At 34.9% G+C, this 12365-nt stretch carries 8 protein-coding genes; 5 read left to right on the top strand and 3 right to left on the bottom strand.

Annotation, left to right across the window (positions count from 1 at the left end; all coding sequences use genetic code 11):
* The first annotated feature begins 6 nt into the window (after positions 1–6).
* The 3 genes from AABL87_RS02550 (at position 7) to AABL87_RS02560 (ending at position 6509) form a co-directional block, all read left to right on the top strand.
* Positions 7–1545 carry a RagB/SusD family nutrient uptake outer membrane protein gene (locus AABL87_RS02550; protein WP_041888339.1) on the top strand — a complete coding sequence of 513 codons (1539 nt, stop codon included), beginning with the start codon at positions 7–9 and terminating at the stop codon, positions 1543–1545.
* A 247-nt stretch (positions 1546–1792) separates the two neighbouring features.
* Complete coding sequence (gene pafA / locus AABL87_RS02555; protein ID WP_341276910.1) at positions 1793–3442, top strand: alkaline phosphatase PafA; 1650 nt, start codon at positions 1793–1795, stop codon at positions 3440–3442.
* 142 nt (positions 3443–3584) lie between these two features.
* The gene (locus tag AABL87_RS02560; protein ID WP_341276911.1) at positions 3585–6509 is read left to right on the top strand and encodes a M16 family metallopeptidase; all 2925 of its coding nucleotides are present in this window, start codon (positions 3585–3587) and stop codon (positions 6507–6509) included.
* Between the two features lie 205 nt (positions 6510–6714).
* On the opposite strand, the gene mfd is transcribed toward AABL87_RS02560, so the two are convergent.
* The gene (mfd, locus tag AABL87_RS02565) at positions 6715–10077 is read right to left on the bottom strand and encodes a transcription-repair coupling factor (protein ID WP_341276912.1); all 3363 of its coding nucleotides are present in this window, start codon (positions 10075–10077) and stop codon (positions 6715–6717) included.
* A gap of 3 nt (positions 10078–10080) precedes the next feature.
* Positions 10081–10680 (bottom strand): hypothetical protein, encoded by a 600-nt coding sequence (locus AABL87_RS02570; protein ID WP_025124379.1) that lies wholly within the window; start codon positions 10678–10680, stop codon positions 10081–10083.
* 165 nt (positions 10681–10845) lie between these two features.
* On the opposite strand from AABL87_RS02570, the gene AABL87_RS02575 reads away from it, so the two are divergent.
* Both AABL87_RS02575 and AABL87_RS02580 read left to right on the top strand, forming a co-directional pair.
* Complete coding sequence (locus AABL87_RS02575) at positions 10846–11799, top strand: NAD-dependent epimerase/dehydratase family protein (protein ID WP_253112470.1); 954 nt, start codon at positions 10846–10848, stop codon at positions 11797–11799.
* Between the two features lie 111 nt (positions 11800–11910).
* Positions 11911–12108, top strand: a complete 198-nt coding sequence (locus AABL87_RS02580) for a PLDc N-terminal domain-containing protein (RefSeq protein WP_006257796.1) — start codon at positions 11911–11913, stop codon at positions 12106–12108.
* A gap of 10 nt (positions 12109–12118) precedes the next feature.
* Here the strand turns inward: AABL87_RS02580 and AABL87_RS02585 are convergent, their stop codons facing one another.
* Positions 12119–12292: a hypothetical protein gene (locus AABL87_RS02585; RefSeq protein ID WP_006257795.1), complete on the bottom strand. Its 174-nt coding sequence runs from the start codon at positions 12290–12292 to the stop codon at positions 12119–12121.
* Positions 12293–12365 lie beyond the last annotated feature (73 nt).

Consider the following 12365-nt stretch of genomic DNA (forward strand, 5'->3'; position numbering starts at 1 on the left):
AAGAAAATGAAAATAAAATATATAAAATACGTTTTGTTGTCTACAGTATTGACTTTAGGGGCTTGTAGTACGGATTATTTAGATACAACACCAACTAATCAAACATCTCCTAGTAATGTATTTAAAAGTACAGAAACAGTTGCTATGGCTATAAATGGATTAGCTAAACTGATGACTGCTCAGCATATAGGACAAGGTTATAATGGAGAAGGAACTATAAAGTTATATTTTGGAGAGTATCCTGGAAATAACTTTAGAAAAGATGTATCTGCTTCTATTGCTAACCTAGAGAATATTGAGAACACAAATAGCTCTTTAAATGCATATCCATGGCATTATTATTATATGTTAATTACAAATGCTAACGATATTATTGCTAATGTTGACGGAGCAGAAGGTCCTGTAAATGATAAGAAGTATTTAAAAGCTCAAGCTTTAGCTTATCGTTCATATGCGTATACGATGTTAGTTCAAATATATGGTAATCGTTGGATAGATTCTAATAATGGAGAGACAAAGTCTGTTGTGTTAAGGTTATCACCTAATGATTCTAAAGAATTGCCACTATCATTACTAAAAGATGTTTATGCACAGATTTATAAAGATTTGGACTTAGCAATTCAATTGTTTGGAGAGAGTGGCTATAAGAGAGAAGCTTCTAAGAATTATTTTGTTGACTCTAGCGTGGCTCATGCAATATATGCTAGAGCAGCGTTGAATAAACAAGATTATACTGTTGCATTAAGAGAAGCAGGATTAGCTAAAAAAGATTATCCTTTAATGTCAACTACAGCTTATAAAGCAGGATTTGGTAATCCAACTTCAGAATGGATATGGAGTAGTTATGGGGCAGCAGATGAACAATTACATTATTATTCTTATGGAGCATATATGGCATATAATTCTAATGCGGGTGCAGTTAGAAATACACCAAGTAGAATCAGTAAGGAGTTCTACGAAACTATTCCAGGTTCTGATATAAGAAAAGAATTGTTTATTGATCCTACAGGATATCCAACAAAAGAATATAATGAAGACAATGGTTTAACAGTTGCAAAGAGTCAATTAGATAAAGATATTAGAGTAAAATATCCAGATATTCAGAGTGATGCAAAGACAGCGGCTTATATGCAAGTTAAGGTTAAGAATAATACAAACCCTGGAGTAATGCATTTAAATCATTTTCGTTCTTCGGAAATGTATTTAATAGAAGCAGAGGCACTACATTTTTTAGGTAGAGATAATGAATCATCTAAAATATTAGAGAACTTAACAAGAGAATCTGGACGTGATGTTAATTACAGTTGTAGAAAAACTGGGAATGACTTATTTAATGAAATTGTAAAGTACAGAGGTATTGAGTTATGGGGCGAAGGATTTGATTGGTTTGATTATAAGCGTTGGAACTTAACTATAGATAAAAAAGTAGGATCAAAAGGAGGTAATGCTAGTCCTACCTTTGCTAGAAAATTCACTCCAGAAATGAATAATAAATGGACGTGGAGAGTACCTAAAGCAGAATCGGATTATAATCCAAACATATAATTAGCTTACAAATATTAAAGAATTAGTTAGCTTAAAGGCTGTTCAGCAATGAACAGCCTTTATTGTTTTCAAGAATTCAAAATAATAACACTCTCTTAATCTTGGAATTAAGGAGTAAGTTTACTTTTGAACTAGATAACTTTAAATGTTAATATTGAAGTTTTTTGTCTATTATATGTTTGTAAAGTCTCTGAGTTTAATAGTTTTGTAGACAGAGACCTTATTAAACAAAACTAATCTTAAATAAATGAAATTTAAAACAACCTTATTTGCAGCAGTAGGCTGTATGTTTTCACTTTCTGCCTTAGCTGGTGAAACATTACCGAAACCAAAGTTAGTAGTAGGAGTAGTGGTAGACCAGATGAGATGGGATTACCTTTATAAATACTATGATCGCTATTCAGATAATGGATTTAAACGCTTATTAAACGAAGGTTTTTCAAGTGAAAACACACTTATAGATTATATCCCAACTTATACTGCTATTGGGCATAGTACTATTTATACAGGTAGTGTACCTGCTGTACATGGAATAGCTGGTAATGATTTTATCATTCAAGCGACAGGTGAGAGTATGTACTGTACTCAAGATGATAGTGTAGAAGCTGTAGGAGGTGTAGGTAAAGTAGGAAAACAATCACCTAAGAACTTATTAGTATCTACTGTGACAGATCAGTTAAAACTAGCTACTAATTTCCAATCAAAAGTAGTAGGTATTGCTATAAAAGATAGAGGTGGTATATTGCCTGCAGGTCATTTTGCTAATGCTGCTTATTGGTTAGATGGAGTTTCTGGTGATTGGATTACAAGTACTTTTTATATGAATGATTTACCTAAATGGGTGAAGTCATTTAATAAAGAGAAGTTAGCTGACAAATACTTTAAGAAAGGATGGAATACTATGTATCCTATAGATACTTATGTGCTAAGTACTGCTGATGATAATGAGTATGAAGAAACATATAAAGGAGAAGATAAACCTGTATTTCCTCGTAATCTAGTTAAACTAAAGAAAGACAATGGATATGATTTAATTAAAGCTACACCATTTGGTAATTCATTAACTCTAGACTTTGCAAAAGTTGCGATTGATAGTGAAGCATTAGGAGCTAATCCTGCAGGAGTTCCAGATTTCTTAGCAGTAAGTTTATCTTCTACAGATTATGTAGGACATCAATTTGCTATTAATTCGATTGAAGTAGAGGATACATATTTAAGACTAGATGCTGATTTAGCTGAGTTCTTAACTTATTTAGATAAGAAAGTTGGTAAAGGAAACTATACATTCTTTTTAACAGCAGACCACGGAGCAGCACATAATCCTAAGTATTTTGCTGATCAAAAAGGTAACTCAGGTTATTTTAATACAGCTGAAGCAAAAAAAGTATTGAACGAAAAGTTAGATAAAAAGTTCGGTGAGAAAGATATCATCAAGAGCTTAACTAACTACCAAGTTCATTTAAACAATGCTTTGGTGCAAGAAAAAGACTTAGAAGAAGATGATATTCGCGAGTTTATCGTTAAGGAGCTAAAGAAAATAGAAGGTATTGCTTTTGTAACTGATATGGATAAAGCGGCTACAGCAGCTATTCCTGTTAAGATTCGCGAGCGTATAGTTAATGGATATAATATCAAGAGAAGTGGAGTGATTCAGTATATCTTAGAACCACAATGGTATAGTGGAAGAAAAGATGCTAAAGGTACAACTCATGGAACTTGGGGGTCTTATGATGCTCATATACCAGCTGTATTTATGGGATGGGGTGTTAAACCAGGTAAGACTATCCGCGAGACTCATATGACAGATATAGCACCAACTATTGCAGAGATCTTAAAAATAGAAGCTCCTAATGGAAATATAGGTACACCTATTCACGAAGCAGTAGATGTAAAATAAGCATATTATTAGAGTAAATATAGAGGTCAGTTGTAATATTACAACTGACCTTTTTTTGTGTTTGTAATTTAGATTGAATTTTAATAAAAGAGTGTGAAATTTATTTTATAGCTTTGGAAGATAGACACAAAAACACCGACAAATGAAAAAAAGGTATTTACTGTTCGGTTTTATTTTCTCTGTAAGTGCTTCAATGCATGCACAGTATAAAACTGTTACTACAAAAGATGCTAATGGATTTACTTACGAATACGTAGAGAATGACCCAGCTAAAGCAAGAGTGTATACTTTAGGAAATGGATTAAAAGTATATCTAGCTCAGAACCACGATGAACCACGTATACAGACGTATATTCCTGTTCGTACAGGATCTAATAACGATCCAGAAGATAGTACAGGGTTAGCTCACTATCTTGAGCATATGGTGTTTAAAGGTACCTCTAAATTAGGTACTGTGAACTGGGCTAAAGAGCAAGAGTTAATTAAACAAATCTCTGATTTGTATGAACAACATAAAGCTGAAAAGGACGTAGAGAAAAAGAAAGCTATTTATAAAAAAATAGATGAAATCTCTAAAGTTGCATCTCAGTACGCTGTTGCAAATGAGTATGATAAAGCTGTGGCTTCTATCGGAGCTACAGGAACTAATGCTCATACTTGGTTTGATGAGACAGTTTATAAGAACGTAATTCCTTCTAATGAGTTAGAGAAATTCTTATTGATAGAGAGTGAGCGTTTCTCAGAACTAGTATTGCGTCTATTCCACACAGAGTTAGAAGCAGTATATGAAGAGTTTAATAGAGGACAGGATAATGACTATTGGGCTTCACATGAAGCAATGATGAAGTTATTATTCCCAACTACACACTACGGAACTCAGACTACGATAGGTACTTCAGATCACTTGAAGAACCCTTCTATGGTAGCTATTAATAATTATTTTAACGAATACTATGTACCAAATAATATAGCTGTTGTATTAGTTGGTGATTTAGAGTTTGAGCCTACGATTAAGTTAGTTAACGCTTACTTTGGTTCAATGAAAAAAGCAAATCAACCTAAAGAATATATCGCTCAAGAGGCGCCTCTAACTAAGATACAAGTTAAAGACATCTATAGCCCACAAGCTGAGCGTGTAGAAATAGGTTTCCGTTTAGGAGGAGTTAAGACGAAAGATGCTATTTATCTTAACTTGATCGATATGTTGTTAAGCAATGGTCAGGCAGGTATTATAGATTTAGATGTAAATCAGCAACAAAAAGCATTGTATGCGTCTAGTTCACCTATGGTGATGAAGGACTACTCTGTACACCAATTGACAGGTATGCCTAATGAAGGACAAACTGTAGAAGAAGTTAAAGATCTATTGTTAGCTCAAATAGAGAAACTTAAAAAAGGAGAGTTTGACGAGTGGTTGTTAAACGCAGTTGTCAATGAATTCCGTAAAAACTCTATGGAAGCTTTAGAAAGTAATGATGCAATGGCTACAGAAATGTACCAAGCATTTATTCACGGTCGTACTTGGGAACAAGCTGTTTCTGATTTAGAGCGTATGTCTAAAGTGACTAAACAAGAGTTAATCGACTTCGTGAACGCAAATTATAAAGATAACTATGTTGTTATCTATAAACGTCAAGGAGAGAATAAAGACTTAGTACGTGTAGAGAATCCAGGTATTACACCTATCGATATCAATAGAGATAGCGAATCAGAATTTTATAAACGTCTAAAAGGAATAGAAGTTAAAGAAATAGCTCCTGTGTTTGTTGATTTCAATAGCGCTATTCAAAAAGAGAAGATTGGTAAAACGAATAGCCAATTATATTCTATTAAGAATACTACTAATGATCTAGCAACAGTAACTTATATTACAGAAGTAGGTTCTGATAATGATAATAAGTTATCATTAGCTATTGGGTACTTAGATTATTTAGGTACTAGTAAGTATTCAGCTGCTGATATTAAGAAAGAGTTCTATAAGTTAGGTATTTCTTATGGTATTAGTACAGGTACAGATAAGACATATATCACTGTAAAAGGATTGAAAGAAAACATCCCTGCAGGTATCAAATTATTAGAGCATTTAGTAACAGATGCTAAGGCAGATGATACTGCTTATGCTAATATGGTAGATCAGATCTTAAAAGGACGTTTAGATGCTAAATCAAGCAAAGGGGGAATCCAAAGAGCATTGAATAGCTATATCGTTTCTAATGGGGAGTTAAGCCGTTTTAAAGATATCTTAAGTGAGAATGAATTAAAGACTATTAAGCCAACAGAATTAGTTGGGTTAATTCATAACTTCTTCGATTACAACAATGATGTTTTCTACTATGGTAATGATAAGGAAACAGCGAAGAAAGCGATCGTAGAGCACCATAACTTAGGAAAAGGTAAAAAAATACCTGCTGCTAAAGTATATCCAGAACCAGCTACTGACGGAACATTGTACTTTGCTCCTTATGATATGGTTCAGGCAGAGATTACGTATAGAGCAAGAGAAGGTAAGTTTAATAAAGACTTATTAGCGACTAGCTCTGTATTTAATAACTACTTTGGAGGAGGAATGGCTTCAGTGGTATTCCAAGAAATTCGTGAGTCTAAATCATTAGCATACTCAGCTTATGCATACTATATGAATGCTGCAAAAGCTGATAAACACAACTATGTAATGGCTTATGTAGGTACACAAGCGAATAAATTACCACAAGCAGTAGAAGCAATGATGGAATTAATGAATGCTATGCCTCAAGGAGAAAGCCAATTCCAAAATGCTAAAAATACTGTTCTTAAGAATATCGCTACACAGCGTTATACTAAAGCACAGATATTCTCTTACTGGTTAAGCTTAAAAGAGAAAGGTATTGACTATGATATTAATAAAGATATCTACTCTCAAGTACAGAATATGCAGATGACTGATCTAGTTAACTACTTCGATAAATACGTAAAAGGAAAAACTTTCAACGTAGGATTATTAGGTAAGAAAGAGAACTTAGACTGGGAAGCTGTGAAGAAAATGGGTAAAGTAAAAGAACTTAGCCTAGAAGACTTATTCGGTTATTAATAGTAAGTTTTAAATTATATACTAAAGGAGCTTTGCACTATATGCAAAGCTCCTTTTTCTTTTATTATAGAGAGAATTAGCTATGTATAGTAACTTATTATATCAGAATAAGATTAATGGCTATAAATGTCTCTATTTAAGTTTTGATGATAGACTATATAGAAACGCCTGATATTAATACAATATCAGGCGTTATAAGTTTACGTTAAGTTTCAGCTGAATCTAAAAGTTCAATGTATTCTAAACCTTGTTTGATAGACTTTACATTTTTGAATGTTAGCAATAATCTCAGTCCATTCTTTGTCTGCTTCTCTTTCATCTCACAGATATTAGAACGGTGTTGTATGAAGATTAATACCTTTCTAAATTTGGCAGATTGATAGAAGTCTGACTGTTGATCCCCTAAGAAGTAACAAATCATCTTTCCTTGTTTCATCACGATCTTTTCTATTCCCATATTAGCTGCATGCCATTTGATGCGCAAGCTATTTAATAAAGCAATAGCCTGACGTGGCAGTGCACCGAATCGGTCTATTAATCGCTGTTCATACTGCTGCAAGACTTCTTCATTCGTTATCAAGCTCAGTTCGTTATACAGGTTTAGTCGCTCTGTGATATTATTGATATACTCATCAGGGAACAATATCTCGAAGTCAGTATCTATCTGAGTATCTTTTACGAATACCTTGTTTTCTTCTTTATTCTCTTCTTCGTATAGGTCTTTAAACTCGTTAGCCTTAAGCTCTTCGATAGCTTCCTGCATGATCTTTTGATACGTCTCAAATCCTATTTCATTGATGAAACCACTCTGTTCGCCTCCTAAGATATCACCAGCCCCTCTGATCTCTAAGTCTTTCATAGCGATGTTTAGACCACTACCCAGATCACTAAACTGCTCTAGTGCCTGTATTCTCTTTCTCGCCTCTTCTGTCATAACAGAATAAGGAGGACAGATGAAGTAACAGAACGCTTTTTTATTACTTCGTCCTACACGACCTCTCATCTGATGTAAGTCAGATAGCCCGAAGTTATTAGCATTATTAATCAATATCGTATTGGCATTAGGTACATCTAATCCACTCTCGATAATGGTAGTAGCAACGAGTACATCGAACTCCCCATTCATAAACGCAAGCATTAGTTCTTCTAACTTTTTACCATCCATCTGACCATGGCCGATACCTACTTTAGCATCAGGTACGAGACGTTGTATCATCCCCGCTACTTCTCTAATATTCTCTATACGATTATTGATGAAGTACACTTGACCACCTCTTTCTATCTCATAAGACACAGCATCTCTAATCACCTCTTCATTAAATCCTACCACATTTGTTTCGATAGGATATCTATTCGGTGGAGGAGTGCTTATCACAGATAAGTCACGTGCAGCCATCAGAGAGAACTGTAGTGTACGCGGGATAGGTGTAGCAGTAAGTGTAAGTGTATCTACATTCTCTGATATCGTTTTCAACTTATCTTTTACAGCTACTCCGAATTTTTGTTCTTCATCTATAATTAATAACCCTAGATCTTTAAACACAATGCCTTTATTCACTAACTGATGTGTACCGATAAGGATGTCTATTTTACCAGCTTCTAGGTCTTTTAGTATTTCTGCTTTTTGTTTAGCAGTTCTAAATCTATTGATATAAGACACGCGTACAGGCATATCCTTCAGACGCTCTGTGAATGTCTGATAATGCTGAAAGGCTAGGATAGTCGTAGGAACTAGTATTGCGACTTGTTTGCCATTGTCGACCATTTTAAAGGCAGCTCTAATAGCTACCTCAGTTTTTCCAAAACCTACATCCCCACATACCAAGCGATCCATTGGTCTTTCTTGTTCCATATCCGCCTTTACCTCTTGTGTCGCTTTTAGCTGATCTGGAGTGTCTTCATAGATAAACGAACTCTCTAGCTCATGCTGTAAATAGCTATCAGGAGCACATTGGAATCCTTTCTGCAAACGGCGTTTTGCATATAGTTGAATAAGGTTAAAGGCAATGTGCTTAACACGAGCCTTTGTTTTATTCTTCAAGGTTTTCCATGCAGCCGAACCTAATTTATGGATCTTAGGTACAGTCCCATCTTTACCATTGTATTTTGATATTTTGTGTAGAGAGTGAATACTTACATAGACGATATCATTATCAGCGTATACTAGCTTGATAGCCTCTTGTGTTTTTCCTTCTACTTGTATTTTTTGTAACCCTCCGAACTTACCGATACCATGATCTATATGCGTTACATAATCACCTACCGAAAGAGAGTTTAGCTCTTTTAGTGTGATCGTTTGCTTTTTAGTATACCCATTCTTGATACTAAACTTGTGATAGCGTTCGAAGATTTGGTGGTCAGTATAGCAGACGATTTGCTTTTCTTCATCGATAAATCCTTCGAAGATCGGCATCACGATTGTCTTGAATGATTGTACTACTTTGTGATTATCATCTTCTTTAAGAGACTCAAATATATCTTTGAAGCGCTTAGCCTGATTCTCATTAGAGCAGAATAGGTAGTTATAGAACCCATTGTCTGTATTGTCATTTAGGTTACGAGCCAGTAAGTCAAACTGTTTGTTAAACGAAGGCTGAGGTTTGATGTGAAACTCAACGGTCTTATTGACATCCATCAGTTTGGTATCATTCAGCTCCAGTAGCGTAAATAGCTCTAGCTTATGTAAGAAAGATTGTCCGTCTAAGAACATATCTTTTGGTTCCTTGTGCTTTAAATCTTTATTAAGTTTAGAGAAGGTATCTACAGCTCTATCGAACTGACGGTCTAGCTGTTCTACTGTCATAGCAGTATGCTGCGTTAGTATAACAGTCTTCTCAGAGATATAATCTAAGAAGCTCTCTCTTACCTCTGCAGAGAACTTGTTCTCTACGTTAGGAATGATAGTGATTTTCTTCTGTTTATCTACAGATAACTGCGTTTCTACGTCGAAGGTACGGATACTATCTATTTCGTCTCCGAAGAACTCTATACGGTACGGATTGTCGTTAGAGAAAGAGAATACGTCTATAATCCCTCCTCTTACAGAGAACTCTCCCGGCTCAGCTACGAAATCAACTCGTTTAAAATTGTATTCAAACAATACCTCATTGATGTAGTCTATAGAGAGTTTATCACCTTGATGTACTTTAAGTGTATTCTTTTCTAATACCTTTTTAGTAACCACTTTTTCGAATATAGCCTCTGTATACGAAACAATGATAGCAGGCTTTTTACGAGAACTAATTCTATTCAATACCTCTGCACGTAGTAGTACATTAGCATTATCTGTTTCTTCTATCTGATACGGTCTTCTATAAGAACCTGGGTAGAAGAGAACATCGGTTTTATTGACTAGTGTCTCTAGATCATTTAGGTAATAAGCAGCCTCTTCTTTATCATTGAATATTAATAAAAAAGGAGCATCAGCTTCTCGGAATAAGGCTTCTATCTGAAATGAGATAGCCGAACCTAGTAATCCTTTTAGATATATTTTATTACCTCTAGACTGTAGGTCTTGGAGGAGTTGTTTTGTTTTTGAAGACTCTTGAAAGCGTTGTTTAATATCCATGCTCTATTCGTTTTCTGGTGTTGGGTTAGCCCTTCTTTCTTCGTTAATAGCCTCTAGCATCTCAGCTTCACCTTCTTCTTGCGGTAACTTTGCTTTGACAATATTTTCATCCATCTGAGCTAGAAGTAGTCTTAGCGCAGTGTTGGTATGCTTTAGATTTTGATCTAACTTTTCTATACTTATCGGAGTCACTTCTAAGAACATATTTAAGTTGTTTAGAGAAGTTTGTAGAAGTGCCATTCTAGCTTTGATGTCTGGCAAGTCTAGCTCCTTAGGATATTGTTGGTAAGTAAGGCTTTGTAGTAATTCTGTTATTCTATTAGCACTCTTCTGAAAAGCCCCTATAGTAGACACAGGTTTTAACTTTACCTCTTGTGCAAACTCTTGCCAAGGTTTCCAATCTTTTAGGATAACGTCTAATTCTGCTGAAGCAGCCGGAACACGTAGATTCCAGTTCTTCGTTAGATAGTCATACACACTGTCATTGTGTTGTGCTATTTTTAATTCTTGTTCTTTCGCGAACTTCTCTTCGTCTTTACACGAGAATGATACGATAGATACCAAGAATAAAAGAGGTAAAAGTATATATAAATTGCTTTTCATTGTTCTTATGATTTAGAGGTCAAATTTACAAAGTTCTGTGCTATTTTATACCACATAGATTGTCAGATTGTTATATAAGTTATAAAGTTATAGGAATCTTGGTGGTGAAAATTGATTTGTAATAGGACTTAAACTATATTTGTGTACTTTTTAAATACACAAACAATGGGAACCAAAATTCTTATAATCGGAGCTTGCGGACAGATAGGTTCTGAGCTAACGCTTAAATTAAGAGATGTTTATGGAAGTGAGAATGTGATCGCTTCTGATATTAGAGAAGGAAATGAAGCTCTTATGAGTTCGGGACCTTTCGAGACATTAAATGCTATGGAGTTTGACGCTGTTGCGGCAGTGATAGAAAAACATCAAGTAGAGGAAGTATATTTAATGGCTGCATTGTTATCAGCGACTGCAGAGAAAAACCCAGCTTTTGCTTGGGACTTAAATATGAACTCGTTGTTCCACGTATTAAACCTTGCTAAAGAAGGTAAAATTAAAAAGATATTCTGGCCATCATCAATAGCTGTTTTTGGACCTACTACACCTAGACATAACACACCTCAGTACACTGTGATGGAGCCAAGTACAGTATATGGTATTTCTAAGCAGACAGGAGAGCGCTGGTGTGAGTACTACTATAACAAATTTGGAGTAGACGTACGCAGTATCCGTTACCCTGGGTTAATCTCTTGGACTACACCTCCAGGTGGTGGTACTACAGATTACGCAGTAGATATTTTCTATAAGGCTATCGAGGATAAGCACTATGACTGTTTCTTATCTGAGGGGTCAGCTCTTCCGATGATGTATATGGAAGATGCGCTGAATGCGACTGTAGGTATTATGCAAGCGAAGAAAGAAGATGTGAAGATTCGCTCTTCTTATAACTTAGGTGGTATCTCATTCACGCCAGAAGAGATAGCAGCTGAGATTGCGAAGCATATCCCTGACTTTACGATAGAGTATAATCCAGACTTTAGACAGGCTATCGCTGACAGCTGGCCAGCTAGTATAGATGATACTTCTGCACAGCAAGACTGGGGATGGAATCATAAGTATGACTTATCTTCTATGACAGAAGTAATGTTAGAAAACTTGACAAGAGAATTAAAGAAATAGAACTTTAAATATTCTGAAGAGCCAGCTTATAGCTGGTTTTTTTTGTACTTTAGCTTTTAGTATAGAAAGAAAAGTTCTTTGTGATATATAACTAAACTACATAATAATAAAATGATTCTTTATGTTTGGCAGTTTTTCTTACTTTCACTTATTGGGCTAATAATTTATAGCTTGTATAAAGTAGGAAGATCAACGTTAGAATATAATTATAAGGTGATATGGTGCCTCATCATTATATTCGCTCCAGTATTAGGCGCTATAGCCTATCTGTTAGTAGGGAATAGAGATAAAAAAGTAAGCCAGCTATAAGCTGGCTTTTTTATTTGCGTAGTTTTTTAAAGACTAGTTTATACAGTGGTACTACTACGATGACTAGCGATATTATAGCTAATGCTAGGATAACGCTACTACTGATAGCTGTCATAGAACGAAGTACTATAGTGATTATAAAAAGGAAAGCCCCTAAGAGCAATAACTTTACATTTTTATCCATCTTTGTTTTTTTTGACAAAAGTAAAACTTTAGTTTAACTTATTAAATAGATAGATCACTAATGGGCTAACAAT

The sequence above is a fragment of the Myroides sp. C4067 genome, assembly GCF_038039665.1.
GTDB classification, from domain to species: Bacteria; Bacteroidota; Bacteroidia; order Flavobacteriales; family Flavobacteriaceae; genus Flavobacterium; species Flavobacterium odoratimimum.

What these genes read in the sequence shown, in the direction of transcription:
- AABL87_RS02580 (WP_006257796.1), top strand. Translation starts at nt 11,911, where the DNA reads ATGATTCTTTATGTTTGGCAGTTTTTCTTACTTTCACTTATTGGGCTA.
- mfd (WP_341276912.1), bottom strand. Translation starts at nt 10,077, where the DNA reads ATGGATATTAAACAACGCTTTCAAGAGTCTTCAAAAACAAAACAACTC.
- pafA (WP_341276910.1), top strand. Translation starts at nt 1,793, where the DNA reads ATGAAATTTAAAACAACCTTATTTGCAGCAGTAGGCTGTATGTTTTCA.
- AABL87_RS02575 (WP_253112470.1), top strand. Translation starts at nt 10,846, where the DNA reads ATGGGAACCAAAATTCTTATAATCGGAGCTTGCGGACAGATAGGTTCT.
- AABL87_RS02560 (WP_341276911.1), top strand. Translation starts at nt 3,585, where the DNA reads ATGAAAAAAAGGTATTTACTGTTCGGTTTTATTTTCTCTGTAAGTGCT.
- AABL87_RS02585 (WP_006257795.1), bottom strand. Translation starts at nt 12,292, where the DNA reads ATGGATAAAAATGTAAAGTTATTGCTCTTAGGGGCTTTCCTTTTTATA.
- AABL87_RS02550 (WP_041888339.1), top strand. Translation starts at nt 7, where the DNA reads ATGAAAATAAAATATATAAAATACGTTTTGTTGTCTACAGTATTGACT.
- AABL87_RS02570 (WP_025124379.1), bottom strand. Translation starts at nt 10,680, where the DNA reads ATGAAAAGCAATTTATATATACTTTTACCTCTTTTATTCTTGGTATCT.